We start from the raw sequence: 22,851 nt of genomic DNA, 5'->3' as shown, positions 1-22,851 counted from the left end.
TTGATACGATAAAATTATTTTAGTAACCTTTAATTACTGTTAAAAAAAATGGCCAGTTTTTCAAACGCTACCTGATGTTGCTCACTTGTTGACAGGTTTTTTACCTGGCAATGGTTTTGTTCAATTTCTTTACTGCCAATAATTACTGCGAAAGGTATATTCTTTTTTTCGGCATAACTGAATTGTTTGGCAATTTTCGATTCTTCACGGTGGTACAGTTCGCAGGCAACACCGGCTTTGCGTAATTGCTGCATAATAGTAAAGGCAAATGCACTTTCCTTTTCGCCCATGTTAAAAAACAAAGCTTTTGTACTTATCTGTAAGTTCTCCGGAAATAATTGCAATTCTTCCAGCACATCATAAATCCTGTCTACACCAAAACTAATGCCCACACCAGGGATACCCGGCACGCCGAATAAGCCTGTAAGGTCATCATACCTGCCGCCACCGCCAATACTGCCCATTTGAACGGTTGCCGGTGCTTTGGCTTCGTAAATAATACCGGTGTAATAATTTAATCCCCGTGCTAACGTAAAATCAACAACAATATTTTTGCCGGCAGTATGTTGTAATATCTTTTTTATTTCTTCAAGCCCTTTGGCGGTTTCATCAACCGTGCCGATCAGGTTGATCAGCTGCCCGATTTTTTCGTCATTGCTGCCGCTGATGCCTACATAGCTTTCTATTACCGCCACCTGGCTTTCTGTCAAACCCTTTTCAGCCAGTTCAATTTTTACTTTATCGATGCTTATCTTATCTAATTTATCTATAGCAGTAGTTATAGCAACTAATTTATCAGTAGCATTACATGCTTTAGCTAAAGCGGATAAAATCTTACGGCTGTTGATCCTTAATTCATAACCGGTTAATCCAAGGCGGGTAAATACCTCATCATAGATTAATGCAAACTCTGCATCGTTCATTAAAGAATAGCTGCCTACCACATCTGCATCGCATTGGGTAAACTCACGATAGCGGCCCTTTTGCGGCTTGTCTCCTCTCCATACGGGTTGAATCTGGTAACGCCTGAAAGGAAATGTAAGCCTGGTGTTATTCATTGCTACATACCTGGCAAAAGGAATGGTAAGGTCGTATTTTAATGCCTTTTCAGTGATATCGGTACTGTTTTTGCCTTCCAGAATTTTTTCAAATCCTGCTTTGGTTTTTTCTATTTTTTCTACACGGTTAAGCCCATTGTTTAGAATTTTGAAAATTAATTTATCGCCTTCTTCTCCGTACTTGCCCATTAAGGTTTCTAAATTTTCCATTGCTGGTGTTTCCAATGGCTGAAATCCATACAATTCAAAAACAGTTTTAATAGTAGAGAGAATATGATTTCTTTTACGGATCACTTCTGCCGGAAAATCACGGGTGCCCTGGGGAATCGATGGTTTGTTGTTCATGGTGGTGAATCGTCAATAGTGAAAAGTGAATGGTGAATTTTATAGGCGGCTGTTCGCTGCACATTTTAAAATTCTGCAATTCACTGCACTGTATTTTGTTTTTATTATTTATTGTTCAGTTATAAATTGAAAATGGGTTTTTATTTTAACAACTGCTGTCACTCACCACTCACGATTCACCATTCACGCCTCACCACTTGCTCACACGCTTTATCAATCAGCTCAAAAACTTCATGATATCCCTTCTCAGGTCCGTACCAAGGATCGGGCACTTCCAGGTTTTTACCGGGAAATAATTCATTCAGCAACAGGTCAGTTTTTTTTAAATCAAATTTGTTCTTTGCAATTCGCTTCATGTCATCCAGTACATCTTCAGCCATCGCATAAATTCTATCATAGCGGTCAAAATCTTCGGCCACAAATTTCCTGCTTCTTTGTTTACTGATATCGATTCCATTTTGCCATGCCACTTTAATGCTTAAATGATGTGGTGCTTCGCCTGTATGATAACCATTGGTGCCGGCGCTTTCCACTACCCAGTTCAATCCGGCTTTCATCACTTTATCCTGTAAAATCCCTTCGGCCAATGGGCTCCTGCAAATATTGCCGAGGCATACCATCAAAATCTTCATGGCGCAAAGATAAGCGGCAAGCTTCAAGATTCAAGCTACAATGGGCAGTTGTAAAACCAGCATTTGGTTGAGATAGCTGCAAGCAATAAGCCGAAAGCTATAAGCTACAAGCTTCAGGCACAAGGGGGAATAGGTGCAAGGGAGAAGCAGAAGATTTAAAACCGCATACTTATCCCTTGTAGCCATTCCCCCTGCGTGTATCCCCTTTATGGAATATTACCACAACTTCATCTCATTATCAAACAAGCGCTTGTTTCAAAATATTCATTCATCATCCGGCAATACTCCCGGAGTAAAACTACAGCAATGAAAACAGATCTGATTTTGAAAAGCGAAGTACTGGACATTCTTTTTGAAAACCGCAATAAAGCATATGGTGCTTACGACCTGCGTAAATTTTACGATAACCGGCTGATAAAATCTTTGGGGCTGATGATAGCGGTAGTGATAATATTATCAGCATTTACTTTTATCCCTAAAAAGAAAACTGTTGAAGACAACCAGGGCTATATTCCAACAATGGGATATGTGATACCTCCTGCAAAAGACAAAGTAAAGGAACCGGAAAAGCCCAAAACAGCCCCGCAACCCAAACAAAAAGCACCGCCTACTCAAATATGGACTATACCTGTAATTACCACTAAAACAGATTCGGTAAAACCTTTGGCAAAACTTTCTGACTCTGTAGCTATTGCCAGTGTTACAGGCACAGGCAAGCCCGGTGACCTGCCGGTCATTGGAACACCGCCGGGGGATGAACCAGGAGGTGGTGGAGGAGATGCACCAGTAGTCGCAAAACCTTCCACCAATACTAATACCGTATTGGATTATGCAGAAGTGATGCCTTCCTATCCCGGTGGTATGGATGCATTAAGAAAATTTTTACAGAGAAACCTTACCAACCCCAGGGATATGGAAGAAGGAGAGCTGGTGAATGTAAAAGTGAGATTTGTGGTAGGGTACGATGGTAAGCTGCAAAGTTTTGTTACCGTTGAAGATGGGGGCGACGAATTTAATAAGGAAGTGGTACGTGTGTTGAAGAAAATGCCTGCCTGGATACCAGGAAAATCAAACGGACAAAATGTGGCAGTTTATTACACCATTCCTGTAAAGTTTGTAGCTGCCAACTGATTTTACGACATAAATTCAGTAATTTGGCAGCCCGGTTTATTTAAGACTGTAAGACTGGTAAAGCCTTACAGTTATTTTAATAAAAACTATTTTATGGCACTGGATGAATTTGAAAGAGAACAGTTATCAGAAAGGGATAAAAATATTATCCGCATGCGAAGTATCACCAATTACACCATGGGTGTGTTTTTTATCGCAGTGGGTTTTTTCTTTATGTTTCCTACTAAATATACCATCGGCTTTTTAAGTAAATACGATCCAAGCACTATGAAAATGTTTGCCGTAATATGCTGGGTATATGGCTTGTTCAGGTTATTCAGGGGCTATAGTAAAAACTATTTTAAGGACAGATGACTAAAGAGCTTGTTTGTGCAGTAAAAAAATATGCCGGCTATATCACTGTTGTTTGTTGTGTATTGCTATCAGCCTGTAACAATAATTATAAAGGAACAGAAACCGATTCTCCTACCGAAGGGGTTATTAATATCAGTGTGGATGAATCTTACAAACCTATAATAGAAGAACAGATAAAAGTTTTTGAATCCTCTTTTCCGGGAGCAAAAATTATTGCACATTATAAAACAGAAGCCGATTGCTTTAAAGACCTGTTGAAAGATTCTGCCACCCGGATGATCATTGCTACTCACGGGCTAAATGCAAAAGAAGAAGATTATTTTAAAAATAATCTGGGCTATGTGCCTGCCTGGAATGATCTTGCTTCGGATGCGATTGTTGTAGTGGTAAATGGTAAAAGTAATGATACACTGTTTACCAGGGAGAGGCTAAGGCAACAACTATCCGGCACATTGGGCAAAAAACAAACTTTTGTTTTTGACGGGTTAAATGCAACCAGTATAGTAAGATTTGCCGTCGATAGTATTTTAAACGGCGCCAGGTTTGACAGTACTATTGTAAAAGCCGTAAAAAGCAGCAAAGAAGTACTGGATTATGTGGCCACAGATGAGAACGCTATTGGCTTTGTTGGCATCAGCTGGATCGGCAATCCTGAAGACAGCGCACAGGTGAATATGTTAAAGAAAATAAAAATGGCTTACATAAAATGCGATCGTTGCCCTGATTCACCTTATGTAAAGCCCACACAATTAGGCATCTTAACCAGGAGGTATCCTTTGGTACGTGGTTTGTATTACATAGTTAAAGAAAGAAATGCAGGGCTTGGAACAGGGTTTGTAAGTTTCTTAAAAAATGAACGGGGGCAACTGATTTTCAGAAGGGCATACCTGGGGCATAAAATGAGTTTTGCCATAAGAGATGTAAAGATCAATGAAAAATTATAAAAAGTTTATTACGATTTTTGAATACGGTATCTGTAAAATTAATAACATTGTAAAGTATAAAACAGCAAATTAAAATGAACAAAATTAAAGCAGCCTTATTTTTTCTGACTACAATGCTTGTTGTAAACTTTGTTAACGCACAAAGCATTGAAGAGGGCAAAAAATTTTTCTACTACGAAAAATACAAAAGTGCTAAAGGTGTATTTGAAAAACTTGTAGCTGCAAATCCTAATAATGTTGATGCAGTGTATTGGTTAGGGCAAACCATGATAGCACCTGACGACAATAAAGATATTGCTGGTGCAAAAGAATTGTACCGCAAAACGCTGGAAGCTAACAGCAACAGCGCATTGCTTACTGCTGGCATGGGGCATATTGAATTGCTGGAAGGCAAAACACAGGATGCCCGTAACCGCTTTGAAACAGCCATTTCATTAAGCCAGGGCAAAAGTATACCTGTATTGAATGCTATAGGTTTGGCCAATGGAGATTTTAATATTAAAAACGGCGATGGTGCCTATGCAGTTGAAAAGTTGAAACTGGCTACCACATTAAAAGGATTTAAAGATCCTGAAACCTATTGCCTGTTAGGTGATGCCTATCGTAAACTGGCAGATGGGGGCGGCGCATTAACTGCATATCAGAATGCATTAACATTAGATCCCAAATATGCAAGAGCTAAATACCGTATTGGTAAAATTTATCTTACCCAGGGTATTACGCAGCAGGATATTTATATGCAGTATTTTAATGATGCTATAGCTTTAGATGCAAATTATACTCCTGTATACTATACTTTGTATGACGTGTATTATAAAACCAATGTTGTAAAAGCAGGTGAATACCTGGAAAAATACCTTGTATTAATGGGAGAAGATGAGCCACAGGCTTGTTACTTCAGAACTACCATTAAGTATGCGCAGGGCTTATTTGCCGAAACAGTTACACAGGCAGAAAGTTGTATTGCTTCAGCTGGAACAAATGCTGACCCTAGATTGTATGGTTTGATTGGCTATGCAAAAGATAAAATGAATGATTCAACAGGAGCAAAATCTGCTTTTGAAAAATTCTTCCAATTTCAGAAACCTGAAAAAATCGGGCCAACAGATTATGAAACTTATTCAAAGATTTTGTTGAAGTTCCCGGGTAATGAAGCTTTAGCCGGAACCTACATTAATAAAGCGGTAGAAGCCGATAGCACAGAAGCTGGTAAAGTAACCTTGTTAAAATCAGTTGCCGTTAAGTACGAAGCTCAGAAAAATTACGGCGAAGCTGCCAATTGGTATAAGCGGATAGTTGACCTGAAGAAAGTGCCTACTAAAACTGATGTATTTAATGCCGGCTATAGTTACTACCGTAGCGGCAACCCACAGGCAAGTATTGATGTATTCAATATCTACACTCAAAAATTCCCTGATGACGTACTAGGTTTTTACTGGGTGGGTAAGGCTTCTTGGGTTATTGATACTACAATGACGTTAGCCATGGCCAACCCCGCTTTTGAAAAAGTAATACAATTGGGCGAGCCAATGACCGATAAATCAAAAATAAAGACCCAATTGATGACAGCTTATAAGTATATGATTATTTATGATGCTAATATTAAAAAGGATAAACCAGGAGCTTTGGATTATACTGACAGGGCATTTTTACTCGACTCTACTGACGTTGATGTAAAAAACTACAAAGTATCTATTCCTAAACTGAATATGAATGCTGCGCCTGCAAAGCCTAAAACAAATACTCCGCCAACGCCTCCGGTACCACCGGCAAAGCCTGCCACCACAAAACCTGCAACGGGGACTACAGTTCCCAAAGCAAACTCGACTAAAGCGGCTCCTGCAAAAAAAAAGTAAAATCTAAAAATTAAAAGATATAACCCCGCTACCAAAAAGTAACGGGGTTTTTTGTGCTACATAATATTGATTATTGCAATTGCTGCCTTATTTTTGCGGATAATCTAATAATTAATATCCGATAATGCAGTTTTTCTTCCTCCAGGTGGCCAATACCAACACTACAGCTAATTATTTACCTATTGCTTTGCAACTGCTTTTTGCCGTAGGTTTAATTGCCACCATCATTGTGCTTTCTAATTTTTTAGGGCCTAAAAGAAAAACCAGTGACAAGCTGCAGAATTTTGAAAGTGGTATTGAAATAAAAGGTAATGCACGCCAGCCTATGGCTATTAAATATTTTTTAGTTGCCATTTTGTTTGTGTTGTTTGATGTGGAAGTTATTTTCTTTTATCCCTACGCAGTAAATTTCAGAGAGTTAGGTAAAGAAGGATTTATAGCAGTAGCCATGTTTGTGGCATTATTTGCAGTAGGCTTCATTTATATTATTAAGAAGGGAGCATTGGATTGGGAAGATTAAACCAATAGCGATATTTTATGTTGATTAGGTAGCTACATATTATGAGAAGTTCAACAATTTTAAATTAAAAACTATGAGTCGTCCGGTACAATATAATAACCACATAAAATATGAAGGTATCCCTGAAGGATACATGGGCGAGGGTTTTATGGCTACTAACTTTGAAAAAGTGGTAAGCATGGCCCGTAAAAATTCCATCTGGCCTTTACCTTTTGCCACTTCCTGCTGTGGTATCGAGTTTATGGCTACGGCTGCCAGTCATTATGACCTGGCGAGGTTTGGTGCCGAGCGTATGAGCTTTTCTCCACGCCAGTGCGATTTAATTTTAGTAATGGGAACCATATCTAAAAAAATGGGACCGGTTTTACGCCAGGTATATTTGCAAATGGCAGAACCCCGTTGGGTAATGGCTGTGGGTGCCTGTGCCAGCAGCGGCGGTATTTTCGATACCTATTCTGTTTTGCAGGGTATCGACCAGGTAATACCCGTAGATGTTTATGTGCCCGGTTGTCCGCCAAGGCCCGAAGCGATCCTCGATGGATTTATGAATATACAAAAACTGGTAGATGCAGAAGGATTGAGAAGAAGGTATAGCGATCAGTATAAAGAACTTTTAGCAGGATACGGAATACAATAAAGAATAAAGCCGCAAGCTTCACGCTACAAGGAAGTTTGCGAAAGGTTTGTTGAAGCTTGTAGCTTGAAACTTGAAGCTAATGTTAACCAACGAGATAATTAAACAAAAACTAACTGAAAAATTCGGCGACCAGTTGTCTGACTGGCAGGAGCCTTATGGTATGTTGACTTTTACAGCAGCCAAAGACCTCAACATTAAAGTAATGCAGTTTTTGTATGATGATGCAGAACTGCGGTTTCAGTTTTTAACCGACCTGCAGGCCGTACATTATCCCGAGAGAAAAGGAGAGGAGTTAGCAGTAGTGTATCATTTGCATAACCTGGTTGATAATGTAAGGATACGTTTTAAAGTATTTACCGATATTACAAAACCTGATGTTTTTACAGCAACAGCATTGTACCAGTCGGCTAATTTCATGGAAAGAGAAACCTATGATTTTTTCGGGGTGAATTTTGTAGGGCATCCCAATTTGATACGCATTTTAAACGTAGATGAAATGGATTACTTCCCTATGAGAAAAGAATTTCCATTGGAAGACCAGACGAGGATTGATAAGGATGATGAAATGTTTGGCAGAGGGTAGCCTCTCTTCACCAACTATTGGGGTGTAATTAAAGAGGATATTGTGAAGAGGATATGAGAAGAGAAAAATGCTAGTAATAAATATTTATTAATAAAACATAATCAAAGTCTCCTTCAGGGGATTTAGGGGCATGACTGACTTATCACACATATTATTACCCGAAGGCTCAATAGAGAAACAAACAACCACGCTTAACCTGGGGCCTACGCATCCGGCTACACATGGTGTGTTTCAGAATATCCTGGAGATGGATGGTGAGCGCATTATGAAAGCTACTTCTACAGTAGGGTACATACACAGGGCTTTTGAAAAATTGGCGGAGCGCAGGCCATTATACCAGATCACTCCCATTACCGACAGGTTGAATTATTGTTCATCGCCCATTAACAATATGGGCTGGCATTTAACCTGCGAAAAATTACTGGGTGTACAAACACCCAAACGTGTTGATTATTTACGCATCATAATAATGGAGCTGTCACGTATCAGCGATCATTTGATCTGTAACTCCATTGTGGGGGTTGATAGCGGCGCTTTTTCAGGATTTTTATACCTGATGCAATACCGTGAATTAATTTATGAAATATATGAAGAAGTATGTGGCTCCCGCCTTACTACTAATATTGGGCGTATTGGCGGTTTTGAAAGGAATTTCACAAATACAGCGTTTGAAAAACTCGAAAAATTCTTAAAGGAATATCCAAAAACTTTAAAAGAGTTTGAAAAACTGTTTACCCGTAACCGCATATTTATCGAACGTACTGTTGGCTGCGGACCAATATCGGCAGAGCGTGCCCTGAATTATGGTTTTACCGGGCCCAATTTACGTGCTGCCGGGGTGGATTATGATGTACGGGTGCATACTCCTTACAGCAGCTACCAGGATTTTGATTTTACAGTGCCCGTGGGTACAACCGGCGATTGCTACGATCGTTTCTTAGTGCGTAACGAAGAAATGTGGCAGAGCTTAAGTATTATAGAGCAGGCCTACCAGAAAGTACAGGAATTTAAAGGCGAAGCAGCAGAAGTATTTCATGCCGATGTGCCTGCCTATTATTTGCCGGAAAAGAAAGATGTGTATACTAAAATGGAAGCGCTCATCTATCATTTTAAAATCATCATGGGAGAAACTGATATTCCGGTTGGCGAAGTATACAACAGTGTGGAAGGTGGCAATGGAGAATTAGGTTTTTATTTAATCAGCGATGGGGGAAGAACACCTTACCGTTTACACTTCCGCAGGCCCTGTTTTATTTATTACCAGGCCTATCCCGAATTGATTAAAGGTGGTATGATGAGTGATGCAATTATTACGATGAGTAGTTTGAATTTAATTGCAGGTGAATTGGATGCTTAAGCATTGAATAATGTACAATTGATAATTAATAATGTTTTCTGTTTGAAGGGTATTTGAAATTTTACAGAAAATAAATACGGGGAAATGATACAATTTTCAGAAGAGAAATTAAATAAGGTAGCGGAGATCATCTCCCGCTATCCCGAAGGCAAACAAAAAAGTGCTTTGCTGCCGGTATTGCATTTGGCGCAGGATACATTTGGAGGATGGTTGGATGTGCCGGTAATGGATTATGTGGCTACACTATTAAAAATTGAACCTATTGAAGTATATGAAGTAGCCAGCTTTTACAGCATGTATAATTTAAAACCTGTAGGTAAATACATGTTTGAAGTTTGCCAGACCGGTCCCTGCATGTTGAACGGTAGTGATAATATCATTGATTACATCAAACAGAAATTAAATATTGGTGTGGGTGAAACCACTGCCGACGGCATGTTTACTTTAAAGACAGTGGAATGCTTAGGCGCCTGCGGCTATGCGCCTATGATGCAATTAGGAAAGAATTACAGGGAACATTTAACTAAAGAAAAAGTGGATGCAATAATTGAAGAATGCAGGAATGCTGCTGCATTAAAAAATTAATACCATGAAAAAATTACTTACAGCCCTTTTTCTTTTTGTATCTGTAGCAGCTATTGCACAAACCAAAGATGAAAAAGAATTGACTGAAAAAACCTATTTACTGAGCCATACCGTTTTCGGCACAAAAGATAGCCTGACCCTGGAAAAGCTATTGGCTAAAACAGTCACCTATGGCCATTCCCACGGTAACCTGCAAACCAGGGAAGAGATGATAAAAGGGGTAAGCCGTAATCAATCCAATTACACCGATACTGCAGTTTCAGGCATCAAAATATTTATAGAAGATAAAACAGCAATAGTGCGGTATCTTTTTAAAGCAAAAGAAAATAAGAAAGACGGTACTGTTACTGATCTTGATTTTAGTATGATGCTGGTTTGGATAAAAGAAAAAGGCAAATGGAAATTAATGGGCCGGCAGGCGGTAAGTTTAAAGTAAGATGAAATTATATTTCGTTATATTAAGTTCTTTGTTTTTTATCTCCGCAGTGGCACAAACTGCCGATGAAAAAAAACTGGTTGAAACAGTAAAAGAGTTTCACCAGGCACTGGTAAAAAAGAATACGGTGGCTATTAACCAGCAAACGGATAAGGCATTGAGTTATGGGCATAGCAATGGGTGGATACAAACAAAAGCTGATCTGATTAAGGATTTTGAAAGAGGGTATATCAGTTATCAGAGTTTTAAAGAAGATAGTATAGCCGCTGTAATAAATGAGAACATGGCCAATGTGCGGTTTGTAGCAGATATTACTGCAACATTGAATGGAACAACAACAGTCAATAATTATCATTTAAGGGTTTTGGAAGTGTGGGTGAAGAAAAGTAAAAGATGGGTGTTGTTTGCAAGGCAGGCGGTGAAGGGATAATTAAAAAGAAAACACAATTAAAGCCCTTTCAGGGGTTTGGGGTATATGAGTAAAAAATTATTATTAGCAAACGCAAATGTTCCTGGCATCCGCAGCTACGAAGTGTATCGCCGTGAAGGAGGTTACCGCAGTGTGGAAAAAGCTTTAAAGATGCAGCCGGCTGAAATTGTTGAAGAAGTAAAGAAGAGCGGCTTACGCGGCCGTGGTGGTGCAGGTTTTCCTACGGGCATGAAATGGAGTTTTATTGCCAGGCCCGAAGGGGTGCCGAGGCACCTGGTGGTAAATGCAGATGAAAGCGAACCGGGTACTTTTAAAGATCGTTACCTGATGGAATTTATTCCGCATTACCTGATTGAAGGAATGATCGTGTCTTCGTTTGCGTTAGGTAGTAATGTAAGTTACATTTATATCCGTGGCGAATATGCATGGATCGTTGATATTTTAGAAGAAGCAATTAGAGAAGCCAGGCAAAATGGTTTTCTCGGTAAAAATATTTTAGGCAGCAATTTTGATTGTGAGATCTATGTACACAGGGGTGCAGGCGCTTATATCTGCGGGGAAGAAACCGCATTGATAGAAAGCCTTGAAGGTAAAAGAGGTAACCCTAGAATTAAACCACCCTTCCCTGCTATTAAAGGTGTTTGGGAAAGGCCAACCGTTGTAAACAATGTGGAAACCATTGCAGCCGTTGTTCCTATCATTAATGAAGGCGGAGAGGAATATGCAAAGATTGGCGTAGGAAAAAGTACCGGTACAAAATTAATTTCTGCCTGCGGCAATATTAATAAACCCGGGGTATATGAAATTGATATGACCATCAGTGTGGAAGAATTTATTTACAGCGATGAATGGTGTGGTGGTATTCCTAACGGAAAAAAATTAAAAGCCTGTATTCCGGGTGGCTCATCAGTGCCGATCTTACCTGCAAATTTATTGCTGACCACTGCCAAAGGCGAAAAGCGGTTAATGAACTACGAAAGCTTAAGCGATGGTGGTTTTGCAACCGGTAGTATGATGGGTAGTGGTGGATTTATTGTTTTAGATGAAGACCAGTGTGTAGTAAAGAATACGTATACTTTAGCCAGGTTCTACCGTCACGAAAGTTGCGGCCAGTGTAGCCCTTGCCGTGAGGGAACCGGCTGGATGGAAAAAATATTAAAGAAGATAGATAGCGGAAAAGGGGAAATGAAGGATATTGATCTGTTGTGGGATATCCAGAGAAAAATTGAAGGGAATACTATTTGTCCGTTAGGTGATGCAGCAGCATGGCCTGTTGCTGCGGCGATCAGGCATTTCAGAGATGAGTTTGAATGGCATGTGTTGAATCCTGAAGAGTGTTTAAGAAAAAATTACGGACTGGCGCATTATGCTGATCCGGTTCATGTGGCAGTACCTGCATAAAAAATTAGAAAGAACGAATCATTTATATGGCTGACGAAACAAAACCTGCACCACCTGCAAACTTTAAAGTTACAATAGATAATATTTCTATTGAGGTGGCTCCTGGTACAACAATATTAAATGCTGCCCGCCAGATCGGTGGCGATGTTACACCTCCTGCAATGTGCTACTACAGCAAGTTACAGGGCAGTGGTGGTAAATGCCGTACCTGTTTGGTTGAAGTGGCAGCGGGTTCAACAGCTGATCCGAGACCAATGCCTAAATTGGTAGCCAGTTGCAGAACAACTGTAATGGATGGCATGATCGTAAAAAATATTACCAGCGATAAAGTAAAAGATGCAAGAGCAGGGGTGGTGGAATTTTTGTTGCTGAACCATCCTTTGGATTGCCCTATTTGCGACCAGGCTGGCGAATGTCACTTACAGGACCTGGGATACGAACACGGTAAAGAAGGCACCCGCTATGAATTCAGTCGCCGCACTTTTGAAAAAGAAGATATCGGGCCTTATATACAATTGCACATGACAAGGTGCATACTTTGTTACCGTTGTACTTACGTTGCAGACCAGATTACTGATCACAGGGTACATGGTATTTTAGACCGTGGTGACCATGCGGAAATATCTACTTATATTTCCAAGGCAATAGAAAATGATTTCAGCGGCAACATGATCGATGTTTGCCCTGTAGGTGCATTAACAGATAAGACATTCCGTTTTAAAAACAGGGTTTGGTTTACAAAACCTGTGGATGCACACCGTGACTGTGATAATCCGAAATGCTGCGGCAAAACAACCTTGTGGTTACGTGGCGATGAAGTGTTCAGGGTAACTGCCCGTAAAGATGAATGGGGCGAAGTACAGAGTTATGATGGCAAACCGGGATGGATCTGTAATACCTGCCGCTTTGATAAAAAGAAAACCAGCGACTGGACCATTGAAGGGGTTACAAAAGTAAACCGTCATTCAGTAATATCACAAGGCCATTACCAGGGATTGGTAATGCCTAAAGAAACAGTAAAAGAAGTTATGGGTGGCCGTGACCCTAAACTTTTAATGAACATACATAATGTAAGTGAGGTGAATAACCCTGCAGTACATTTAAGTAAAATTGCCGGCCCGGCACATATGCAGGATTTTGCAAAATCAGCAGACCATGTGGAAGGTGCGGGAGAATCAACCCAATGGGGTTTAACAAAAGAGTAAAAATATTTTAATAAAGGATTATGCTTTTAGCAATTGAGCTGGGATTTATAATAGAAAAATTAGTGTTGATACTCATTGTGGTGATGGGGTCATTGGTTATTGCCATGTATGCCACCTACGGCGAACGTAAAATTGCTGCTGCGTTGCAGGACAGGCGTGGCCCAAACCGTGCAGGCCCGTTCGGGCTTTTACAACCACTGGCCGATGGGTTGAAATTATTTTTTAAAGAAGAGATCATACCTGATTTTTCTTCTAAATTTTTATTCATTCTTGGCCCGTCAATGGCAATGCTTACAGCCATAATGACCAGTGCTGTAGTGCCATGGGGCGATAAAATACATTTCTTTGACAGGGATATCTCTTTGCAGATAGCCAATGTGGATGTAGGGATATTGTATGTTTTTGGTGTGGTAAGTATGGGCGTGTATGGTATAATGATAGGTAGCTGGGCAAGTAATAATAAATTTTCTTTGATGGGAGGTTTAAGAGCTGCATCACAGATCATCAGCTACGAACTGGCAATGGGCATTTCGCTTATCGCATTAATAATGGTTACAGGCCGGCTCGACCTTAAAGAAATAGTATTACAGCAGCAAAGTGGTACCTGGTGGAATGTAGTTTACCAGCCACTGGGTTTCCTGATATTTTTAATTTGTGCTTTTGCAGAGTGTAACCGGGCTCCTTTTGACCTGGCAGAAGCAGAAAGTGAATTGATCGGTGGGTATCACACAGAATACTCTTCCATGAAACTGGGCTTTTATTTATTTGCAGAGTACATCAACATGTTCATCAGCAGTGTAATAATGAGCACTTTGTTTTTTGGCGGCTACGACATTCCGTTTGTAAATGAACAACACCTGCAGGAAAGCATTGGCCAATGGGCTGTATTACTACAGGTATTGTGTCTTTTAGCTAAGGTGATTGGTTTTATATTTTTCTTTATGTGGGTTCGATGGACGATACCACGTTTCCGTTACGATCAGTTAATGAATCTTGGCTGGAAGGTTTTAATACCTTTAGCTTTGATCAATATGCTGGCAACTGGTGGCGTACTTTTATTCTTAAACAAATAATTAAATAAACCCTAAAACGGTTTTATACATATGCAAGCATTAACAAACAGGGTAAAACAGGTAGAAAGAAAGCCATTAAGCTTTATGGAGCGTTTATACCTGCCTGCAATTTTTAAAGGGATGATGATCACATTCGGTCATATGTTTAAAAAGAGGCCCACTATAAATTACCCGGAAAAGAAAAGGCCGTTCAGCCCTGTGTTCAGGGGTTTGCATGTATTGAACAGGGATGCAGAAGGCAGGGAAAACTGTACAGCCTGCGGATTATGTGCTGTTGCCTGCCCCGCCGAAGCCATTACAATGGAAGCGGCAGAAAGAAAAGCCGGCGAAGAAAATTTATACAAAGAAGAAAAGTATGCAGCTAAGTATGAGATCAACATGCTGCGTTGTATATTCTGCGGACTGTGCGAAGAGGCTTGTCCTAAAGATGCGATCTATTTAAGTGAAACATTTGCGCCATCAGATTACCAGCGTAAACAATTTATCTATAGTAAGGATGAATTATTAATACCCCACCCGGTAAATGAACCGGAGGCTTACAAAAAAGCATTGGGTAACAAGGCAACAATTAAACATTAAAAAGTAACAATTAGTAATGGGGCTTACACAAATAATATTTTGGCTTTTATCGGCACTGGCAATTGGTAGTGCTTTGATGGTGATCACCAGGAAGAATCCAGTACATAGTGTGCTGTACCTGATCGTTACATTCTTTGCCATATCCGGTCATTATATTTTATTGAATGCACAGTTTTTAGCGGTAGTGAATATTATTGTTTATGCAGGCGCTATCATGGTATTGTTTTTATTTGTGGTAATGCTGATGAATTTAAATGCCAATACAGAGCCACAAAAAAATAAATTATTACAGTTTGCAGGTGTTATTTCCGGAGGAAGTTTGTTTTTGGTTCTGGTGGCGGCGTTAATTAAATCAAAAGAGGTAAGCAATGCGGTAGAGATGCAAACAGGAAATTACGGGTTAGTTAAAAATTTAGGACAGGTTCTTTTTAAGGATTACGTATTGCCTTTCGAAATAAGCAGTGTATTATTTTTAAGCGCAATGATCGGGGCTGTTGTGATCAGTAAAAAAGAACATTAATTTAATTGTAACCCAAACAAAACAAACAACACAACATGAAGAAGGTAATTATTTCCTGTTTTATTTCCTGTATGATAGCTGCCTCAGCTTCTGCACAAATTGATTTTGATAATTTAAAACTCGACAATATTTTAGGTAAAGTATTGAATGTAAAACGTGGCTTTGCTCCCAAATTCTCCTTAGGCAAGGTGTCCATTCCAAAAATTGCAAAAGTGGCCGAGATCATCGGGCTTAAAAAAAGTGAACAGGCCATTAAATTGTTCAACACTTTTAAAACAGGGCGTACGGTATACAAAATAGCTTCTTACGCAGGCGGTGCTATTGCAGCGTATAGTGCTATAAAAGCAATAGATAAATCTGCTTTAAAAGAAGATTATCAAAAGCCGTTGGTTGGGGCATTAAGTACTTTGGCAACAGGCCTTGTTGTTAAATTCTTAACCAAAGGTGCTTCCTATAAGGCGGTAGATGTTTTTAACGGCGTTGTAAAAAGAAAAATCAAGGATATTTTATCAGTAGCACCTGCATCTTCAACAATAGGCATGGGTGTTTACGTGAAACTATAGTTTATGGAAATTAATTGGTACATCAGTTTATCAGTGGCTTTATTCTGCATAGGGATAATAGGCGTATTAACACGCCGTAATGCCATCATTATTTTTATGTGCATTGAAGTAATGCTTAATGCAGTCAATTTGTTATTAGTGGCGTTCTCTAAAATGCACGCTGCCGCCGCCATTGGCAAATCAATGCCATCGGTAGTGAGCGACGCACAGATATTTGTATTTTTTATAATGGTGGTGGCAGCGGCAGAAGTAGCCGTAGGCCTTGCCATAATTGTAATGATGTACAGGAATGTACATTCGGTGGATGTAAATTTTTTAAACAGGTTAAAGAACTAACAGGGCATGAATAACGTTTTACAAATGGTTTGGCTGATACCTTTTTTACCGTTGGCTGGTTTTTTAATCAATGGTTTGGGAAGAAAGCAATTGTCGAAAACACTCAGTGGTGTTATTGGCAGCGGGGTTATCTTAATTTCTTTTGCAATCAGCCTTTACGTTTTCTTTAGTGTTAAAAGTGGCAATACACATGTTGCCCATTATTTCAATTTTATAAATATTGAAACACTTAAAATTGGTTTCGATCTGCAGATCGATCAGTTATCATCTTTATTCTTATTAATTATTACCGGGGTTGGTTTTTTAATTCATGTGTATTCCACAGCATACATGCATGATGAAGACAGTAAAGATTTTGCAAAGTATTTTGCCTACCTCAACCTGTTTGTATTTTCGATGTTGCTGCTGGTAATGGGAGCCAACTATGTGATCATGTTTATTGGATGGGAAGGAGTGGGCCTTTGTTCTTATTTACTGATCGGGTTCTGGTTTAAAAACACCAGCTATAACAATGCTGCTAAAAAAGCATTTGTAATGAACCGCATTGGCGATCTTGGCTTTTTACTGGCTGTGTTCTGGTTGATAACCAAATTGGGCACTGCAGATTATCATACTGTATTTGCGGGAGTTTCTAAACTCAGCTCCACAGATATCACCGGTATTACCATGCTGCTATTTGTAGGAGCAATGGGTAAAAGTGCACAGATCCCATTATATACCTGGTTGCCTGATGCGATGGCAGGCCCAACACCCGTATCAGCATTAATACATGCGGCAACAATGGTTACTGCAGGTATCTACATGATTGCACGTAGCAATATATTGTACACCATGGCTCCCACCACACAAGCTGTAGTGGCTATTGTGGGGTTAGCAACTGCAGTATTAGCTGCAACCATTGCACTTAAACAAAACGATATTAAAAAAGTATTGGCTTATAGTACTGTCAGCCAGTTAGGATATATGTTTTTGGCATTAGGAGTAGGCGCTTATACCGGGGCTGTATTTCATGTAATGACGCATGCCTTCTTCAAAGCATTAATGTTTCTTGGTGCTGGTAGTGTGATACATGCAATGGGAGGAGAACAGGATATGCGTAATATGGGGGGATTAAAAAAATATATGGGTACAACCCAGCTTACTTTTTTAATTGGCTGTTTTGCTATTGCAGGTATGCCTCCATTCTCCGGTTTCTTTAGTAAAGATGAAATTCTTGCACATGCATTTGAAAAAAATCCTGTGTTATGGGGTGTTGGTGTGTTAACAGCTTTTATGACGGCTTTCTATATGTTCCGCTTATACGCCATGACCTTCCTTGGGAAATTCAGAGGTACGCACGAACAGGAGCATCACTTACATGAAAGCCCTAAGGCAATTACAATTCCCCTGATAATATTAGCTATTCTCTCATTAGTGGGAGGACTTGTTGGCATTCCAGAAGTGTTTATGCATGGGGGGCATAGACTGGAAGCATTTTTAGAACCCATTTTTAACGGTAGTAATCAGTACGTAAAAGCACATGAAATAGTAAAAGAATTGAGCCATACTACCGAATATGCATTGATGGCGATTTCTGTAGCCGGTGCATTAGCAGCACTTTTATATGCCTGGAACAAATTCAGTAAATATGAAAAAACTGATGTTGCTGAAACCGGACTGGGCAAAGTATTGGAGAACAAATGGTATGTAGATGAATTGTATGATACCATCATTGTAAAACCCATTCAATCTGTTGCTGCATTTTTTAATAATGTATTGGAGAAAAAAGGTATTGATGGTTTTGTAAATGGAGTGGGTAAAGCTGTGAATTATGGCAGCCGCCAGGTAAGGTTATTACAAAGCGGCCATGTGGGCAATTATGTATTGCTGATGGTAATAGGAATTTTAATTTTATTTATAGTACAATTGTTTTTGAAATAAGAAGTTACAGATATGCAAAATCTTGGGTTACGTTTCCCTGAATTATTAATATGGTCTCCGCTGATTGCCGGTTTGCTTTGCTTTATCATAAAGAATGATAAGAATTCAAAGGCTGTGGCTTTATTTTCTTCAATTGTTACTTTGGCCATTTCATTTGCCAGTTTAATATATGCAGATGATAAACAGCTAAGCGGATTAAAAGACAGTTATGTATGGATGCCTTACCTGGGGGCCAGTTTTAATATAGGTTTAGATGGCATGGGGCATTTACTTACTTTGCTAACGGCATTTTCTTTTCCTTTGATTTTTGTAGCTACCTATAAAAATGAATACAAAAACGCCAGTGCTTTTTACGGTTTGATGTTATTATCACAAGCCGGATTAATGGGAGTGTTTACAGCAATGGATGCATTGGTATTCTATTTCTTCTGGGAGCTGGCATTAATACCCGTTTACTTTTTATGCAGCCGCTGGGGTGGCGAAAAAAGGATTCAGGCTACATTTAAATTTTTTGTGTACACGTTCACCGGTTCTTTATTAATGCTGGTAGGTATTATCTATGTGTATTTACAAACACCGGCTGTATTTGATGCCAATCATGTATTGGTTTCAAATCATTCTTTTTCCATCAATTCTTTTTATGCGTTGCACATCCCTTTTGAGCAGCAGTTCTGGTTGTTCTGGTTATTCTTTATAGCCTTTGCCATTAAAATGCCCATATTCCCTTTTCATACCTGGCAGCCGGATACCTACGAGCAGTCACCAACTGCAGTAACCATGGTGCTGAGTGGTATTATGGTTAAGATGGGGGTATTTGCAGTATTGCGCTGGCTGGTTCCTGTTTTTCCTGCCGGGGTTGAAAAATACAGCCTGTTTGTGACAGGGCTTTCTGTATTTGGAATGATCTACGCCAGTTTGATTGCCATAAAACAAGACGACCTGAAAAGACTGGTGGCCTATTCTTCCATTGCTCATATTGGTTTGATGTGTGCAGCCATTTTTTCTTCTACATCAGTTGGGGTACAGGGGGTAATGATACAGATGTTCAGCCATGGTATCAATATCATTGGCCTGTGGATCGTTATTGAACTGATTGAAAAACAAACCGGCGTTAGAAAAATATCCAAGCTCAGTGGTGTTGCTCATAAAGCACCTGTGCTTACCATAATGCTGGTAGTAATTGCTTTTGCAAACATCGCTTTGCCATTAACCAATGCATTTGTAGGAGAGTTTATGATGTTTAATGGTTTATTTACATTTAATGTGTGGTATGCTGCAATTGCAGGATTAAGTATCATATTAGCGGCCGTATACACTTTAAATATGGTGCAAAAAGTTTTTTACGGAGAAACCAATTCAGTTACAGCGAGCATAAAAGAAATTGCGTTGAACGAAAAAATAATATTAGCTGTAATAGTAGTGGCTATATTCTTAATAGGTGTTTTTCCGCAGCCAATGTTTAATTTAACAAAGGATGCCGTAACATTAATAACAGGAAAAGGAAAATAATTAATTACAAAACTTAATTATCTGCCGTTGGCGGAACAGGGTATGAACGAAATTATATTATCAGCAATTTGGGGAATAGTAATGATGCTGGCGGGTGCATTTATAAAAAATAAAAGCACGCCGAAATATCTTGCCATTGGCGGTTTGGTACTTATTATTGCTGCCAATTGCCTGGAACTTTATTACAGGGAATCTATCTTCACTTTTGATGTAAAAGATATGTTGAATGTAAATGGCTCAGATACTGCCTATCATTTAACTTTCATTACGATAATGCTTGTAGCAACACTGCTGTATTTTTTACTGAATGGTCGTGATTTTGAAAAAGTAGGAGCGAATGTATCGGAATATTTTGCGCTGATATTTTTTATTCTTTGTGGTGTGGGCATAGTAGCCACTTTTAATACATTGCTGATGTTATTTATTGGCATAGAAATTATTTCTATCCCTTTATATATTTTAACCGCCAGCGATAAACGAAACCTGAAAAGTAACGAAGCGGCATTGAAATATTTTTTAATGGGCTCTTTTTCCACGGGTGTTATGCTTATGGGGATAGCGTTTATCTATGGCGGCACCCCGTCAGCTTCTTTCTTTTTAGATAAGATCAATATCGGAACAGGGGTAATGTCGCCGCTTATTGCAGTGGGCCTGGTGCTTTTAATGGTCTCTATGGCTTTTAAAGTATCTGCTGCTCCTTTTCATTTCTGGACGCCCGATGTGTACGATGGTGCCCCTACGGTATTTACTTCCTTTATGGCTACTATTGTAAAAGCTGCTGCATTTTATGCTTTTGTGCGCTTGTTTGAAAAAGCTTTTGGTACCATACAACCACAATGGCAAAAACTGATTGTAATAATTACGGCTGCTACTTTATTGATTGGTAACCTCACTGCTGTTTTTCAGCAAAGTGTAAAACGCATGCTGGCTTATTCAAGTATTGCACAGGCAGGTTTTATGCTGTTTGCATTGTTTGCTTTAAACAGGGAGGCCAAAGAAGGCCTGGTGCTTTATACAGCTGCTTACAGCCTGGCTACTATTGGTATTTTTGCAGTGCTCATCAAAATGAATGATTACACTATTGACGGCTTTAACGGGTTGGCTAAAAAGCAACCTGTACTGGCTATCACCGCCACCATATTTTTACTCTCCCTTACCGGTATTCCATTAACAGCAGGCTTCCAGGCTAAATTTTATATGCTGCTGGCAGCTGTAAAAAACGGGCATTTCATGTGGTTGGTTATCCTGGCTGTATTATGTGCAGCAACCAGTGCGTATTATTACTTCAGGGTTATACAGGCAATGTATTTTAAAGAAAGTAATGATAATGCCACTGTACAGGATTGGGATATAACGCCGGCATTTAAAGCCCTGCTTATTGTTGCAGCCGCCTTAATTATCATCCTGGGTATCTATCCCAACCTTATCATCGACTGGTTGTATTATTAAACATTTTGACCGGCAGCACTACCGGGAATAGTTTCTTTTAAAAGAAACCGGCACTATTATTTACTGCCATTCATAAAAGTTTTTCTTCAGCATCTGTTTTCTGTTGTTAACTTTAGGTATAATAAGTTTCAATGACTTTTAAAGACACAGTTAAACTCTCCTGGGGTAATATTACGGGCAACAGGCTACGGACTGTAATAACTGTAATTATTATCGCCCTGGGCATATTTGCATTAATACTTATTATTACCGCAATACAGGCAGCCAGCAACAGCCTTACTGATAGTTTCTCCACTATGGGAGCCAATGCTTTTAGTGTAAGATTTAAAGACAAGAATATCCGGTTTGGGGGTGGTGCCCAACGCACTATCATTAAAACCAATAAATCTGCCTTAAAACAAAAAAACTCCAACATCGGAAAAATTATTACCTACGAAGAAGCTAAAGAATTTAAAGAACGATATCCATTTCCGGCTAAAGTGGGGCTTGCAATACGGGGAGCTGGTGGCATAGTGGTGAATAATGAAAATAAAAAAACCAATCCTGATATTAATGTTACCGGTGGCGATGAAAATTACCTGGAATTAAATGGCTACAAGATCGCTTATGGTAGAAATATCACTGCTGCAGATGTTGAGTCGGGACGTAATGTTTGTATACTTGGCAAAGATGTGGCAGAGAAATTATACCCTGGCAATGCTGCTAAAGCCGTTGATAAAATAGTAAGTGTAGATCATATACCATACAGGGTGCTTGCTGTTCTGGATGATAAAGGGTCCAGTGCTTTTTTAAGTACAGGCAAAGTGGTCATTACATCGTACAATAATATCCGCCGTTTATATGCTACACAAAATTCTTCTTTTGCCATTGCGGTAATGGTACCTGATATCAACCTGATGGACGCTGCTATTGGCGAAGCCAGAGGCGCATTCAGGCCAATAAGAAAACTGGACCTTAAAGAGGAAGACAATTTTTATATTGATAAAAGCGACAGCATTGCAGAAAAATTCCTTTCGGCATCGCAATATCTGCAATATGCAATGATTGCTATTGCACTGATCACTTTAATTGGCGCAGCAATAGGTTTAATGAATATTATGCTGGTCGCAGTAAATGAAAGAACAAAGGAAATTGGTTTGATAAAAGCATTGGGCGGAACAAAGAAAGATATACGTGACCAGTTTTTATGGGAAAGTGTATTGATCAGCCTGATGGGCGCAATTGCAGGTATTATTGCTGGTGTTTTGATAGGTAATGTAGTGGCCATTCTGCTGAAAACCGGTTTTGTAATTCCATGGGCCTGGGTGATAGCCGGTATTTTTGTGTGCTCACTGGTAGGCTTAATCGCCGGTTTGTATCCTGCAATTAAAGCCAGTAAATTAAATCCCATTGATGCTTTACGATACGAATAAATACAGCAGGTAAATT

At 39.4% G+C, this 22,851-nt stretch carries 24 protein-coding genes; 22 read left to right on the top strand and 2 right to left on the bottom strand.

Annotated elements, in window-relative coordinates:
- Positions 1–29: 29 nt before the first annotated feature.
- Entirely contained in the window at positions 30–1,403 is a 1,374-nt protein-coding gene (gene hisS / locus ACYVM0_RS09475) for a histidine--tRNA ligase (RefSeq protein ID WP_460555945.1), read from the bottom strand.
- A gap of 176 nt (positions 1,404–1,579) precedes the next feature.
- Complete coding sequence (locus ACYVM0_RS09470; RefSeq protein ID WP_460555942.1) at positions 1,580–2,035, bottom strand: low molecular weight protein-tyrosine-phosphatase; 456 nt, start codon at positions 2,033–2,035, stop codon at positions 1,580–1,582.
- 306 nt (positions 2,036–2,341) lie between these two features.
- Between ACYVM0_RS09470 and ACYVM0_RS09465 the strand changes: the two genes are divergently transcribed.
- From ACYVM0_RS09465 to ACYVM0_RS09360, 22 genes are all read left to right on the top strand, one after another.
- A complete protein-coding gene (locus ACYVM0_RS09465; RefSeq protein WP_460555939.1) occupies positions 2,342–3,166 on the top strand; it encodes an energy transducer TonB in 825 nt (274 codons plus the stop codon).
- 93 nt (positions 3,167–3,259) lie between these two features.
- Entirely contained in the window at positions 3,260–3,520 is a 261-nt protein-coding gene (locus ACYVM0_RS09460; RefSeq protein WP_460555936.1) for a hypothetical protein, read from the top strand.
- Positions 3,517–4,464, top strand: a complete 948-nt coding sequence (locus tag ACYVM0_RS09455; protein ID WP_460555933.1) for a PstS family phosphate ABC transporter substrate-binding protein — start codon at positions 3,517–3,519, stop codon at positions 4,462–4,464. Before ACYVM0_RS09460 ends, ACYVM0_RS09455 begins: the two co-directional genes overlap by 4 nt.
- Before the next feature lie 74 nt (positions 4,465–4,538).
- Positions 4,539–6,320, top strand: coding sequence for a tetratricopeptide repeat protein (locus tag ACYVM0_RS09450; protein ID WP_460555930.1), 1,782 nt, complete (start codon positions 4,539–4,541; stop codon positions 6,318–6,320).
- Positions 6,321–6,444: 124 nt separating this feature from the next.
- The gene (locus ACYVM0_RS09445; RefSeq protein WP_460555927.1) at positions 6,445–6,840 is read left to right on the top strand and encodes an NADH-quinone oxidoreductase subunit A; all 396 of its coding nucleotides are present in this window, start codon (positions 6,445–6,447) and stop codon (positions 6,838–6,840) included.
- Between the two features lie 73 nt (positions 6,841–6,913).
- Positions 6,914–7,477, top strand: a complete 564-nt coding sequence (locus ACYVM0_RS09440; protein ID WP_460555924.1) for an NADH-quinone oxidoreductase subunit B — start codon at positions 6,914–6,916, stop codon at positions 7,475–7,477.
- A gap of 79 nt (positions 7,478–7,556) precedes the next feature.
- Entirely contained in the window at positions 7,557–8,060 is a 504-nt protein-coding gene (locus ACYVM0_RS09435; RefSeq protein ID WP_460556315.1) for an NADH-quinone oxidoreductase subunit C, read from the top strand.
- A 130-nt stretch (positions 8,061–8,190) separates the two neighbouring features.
- Positions 8,191–9,417, top strand: a complete 1,227-nt coding sequence (locus tag ACYVM0_RS09430) for an NADH-quinone oxidoreductase subunit D (protein WP_460555921.1) — start codon at positions 8,191–8,193, stop codon at positions 9,415–9,417.
- Positions 9,418–9,501: 84 nt separating this feature from the next.
- Complete coding sequence (locus ACYVM0_RS09425; protein ID WP_460555919.1) at positions 9,502–10,002, top strand: NADH-quinone oxidoreductase subunit NuoE family protein; 501 nt, start codon at positions 9,502–9,504, stop codon at positions 10,000–10,002.
- Positions 10,003–10,006: 4 nt separating this feature from the next.
- Positions 10,007–10,438 carry a nuclear transport factor 2 family protein gene (locus ACYVM0_RS09420; protein ID WP_460555916.1) on the top strand — a complete coding sequence of 144 codons (432 nt, stop codon included), beginning with the start codon at positions 10,007–10,009 and terminating at the stop codon, positions 10,436–10,438.
- A 1-nt stretch (position 10,439) separates the two neighbouring features.
- Positions 10,440–10,868: a nuclear transport factor 2 family protein gene (locus ACYVM0_RS09415; RefSeq protein WP_460555913.1), complete on the top strand. Its 429-nt coding sequence runs from the start codon at positions 10,440–10,442 to the stop codon at positions 10,866–10,868.
- A gap of 45 nt (positions 10,869–10,913) precedes the next feature.
- Complete coding sequence (nuoF, locus tag ACYVM0_RS09410) at positions 10,914–12,269, top strand: complex I 51 kDa subunit family protein (protein WP_460555910.1); 1,356 nt, start codon at positions 10,914–10,916, stop codon at positions 12,267–12,269.
- Between the two features lie 26 nt (positions 12,270–12,295).
- Positions 12,296–13,474 carry an NADH-quinone oxidoreductase subunit G gene (locus ACYVM0_RS09405; protein ID WP_460555907.1) on the top strand — a complete coding sequence of 393 codons (1,179 nt, stop codon included), beginning with the start codon at positions 12,296–12,298 and terminating at the stop codon, positions 13,472–13,474.
- A 20-nt stretch (positions 13,475–13,494) separates the two neighbouring features.
- On the top strand, positions 13,495–14,547 hold the full coding sequence (nuoH, locus tag ACYVM0_RS09400; RefSeq protein WP_460555904.1) for a complex I subunit 1/NuoH family protein: 1,053 nt from the start codon (positions 13,495–13,497) through the stop codon (positions 14,545–14,547).
- A 30-nt stretch (positions 14,548–14,577) separates the two neighbouring features.
- On the top strand, positions 14,578–15,126 hold the full coding sequence (gene nuoI, locus ACYVM0_RS09395; protein WP_460555901.1) for a NuoI/complex I 23 kDa subunit family protein: 549 nt from the start codon (positions 14,578–14,580) through the stop codon (positions 15,124–15,126).
- A gap of 16 nt (positions 15,127–15,142) precedes the next feature.
- A complete protein-coding gene (locus tag ACYVM0_RS09390) occupies positions 15,143–15,646 on the top strand; it encodes an NADH-quinone oxidoreductase subunit J family protein (protein ID WP_460555898.1) in 504 nt (167 codons plus the stop codon).
- Between the two features lie 35 nt (positions 15,647–15,681).
- A complete protein-coding gene (locus tag ACYVM0_RS09385) occupies positions 15,682–16,209 on the top strand; it encodes a hypothetical protein (protein ID WP_460555895.1) in 528 nt (175 codons plus the stop codon).
- Between the two features lie 3 nt (positions 16,210–16,212).
- A complete protein-coding gene (gene nuoK / locus ACYVM0_RS09380; protein ID WP_460555892.1) occupies positions 16,213–16,545 on the top strand; it encodes an NADH-quinone oxidoreductase subunit NuoK in 333 nt (110 codons plus the stop codon).
- Between the two features lie 6 nt (positions 16,546–16,551).
- Positions 16,552–18,465 carry an NADH-quinone oxidoreductase subunit L gene (gene nuoL, locus ACYVM0_RS09375; RefSeq protein WP_460555889.1) on the top strand — a complete coding sequence of 638 codons (1,914 nt, stop codon included), beginning with the start codon at positions 16,552–16,554 and terminating at the stop codon, positions 18,463–18,465.
- A gap of 12 nt (positions 18,466–18,477) precedes the next feature.
- Positions 18,478–19,974, top strand: a complete 1,497-nt coding sequence (locus ACYVM0_RS09370) for a complex I subunit 4 family protein (RefSeq protein ID WP_460555886.1) — start codon at positions 18,478–18,480, stop codon at positions 19,972–19,974.
- A gap of 42 nt (positions 19,975–20,016) precedes the next feature.
- A complete protein-coding gene (locus ACYVM0_RS09365) occupies positions 20,017–21,423 on the top strand; it encodes an NADH-quinone oxidoreductase subunit N (protein ID WP_460555883.1) in 1,407 nt (468 codons plus the stop codon).
- Between the two features lie 131 nt (positions 21,424–21,554).
- Positions 21,555–22,835 (top strand): ABC transporter permease, encoded by a 1,281-nt coding sequence (locus tag ACYVM0_RS09360; RefSeq protein ID WP_460555880.1) that lies wholly within the window; start codon positions 21,555–21,557, stop codon positions 22,833–22,835.
- Positions 22,836–22,851: the final 16 nt, after the last annotated feature.

This window comes from Ferruginibacter profundus, assembly GCF_054783275.1.
The sequence above is the reverse complement of the archived record's forward strand: the minus strand, read 5'-3'. Positions and strand labels throughout refer to the sequence as shown.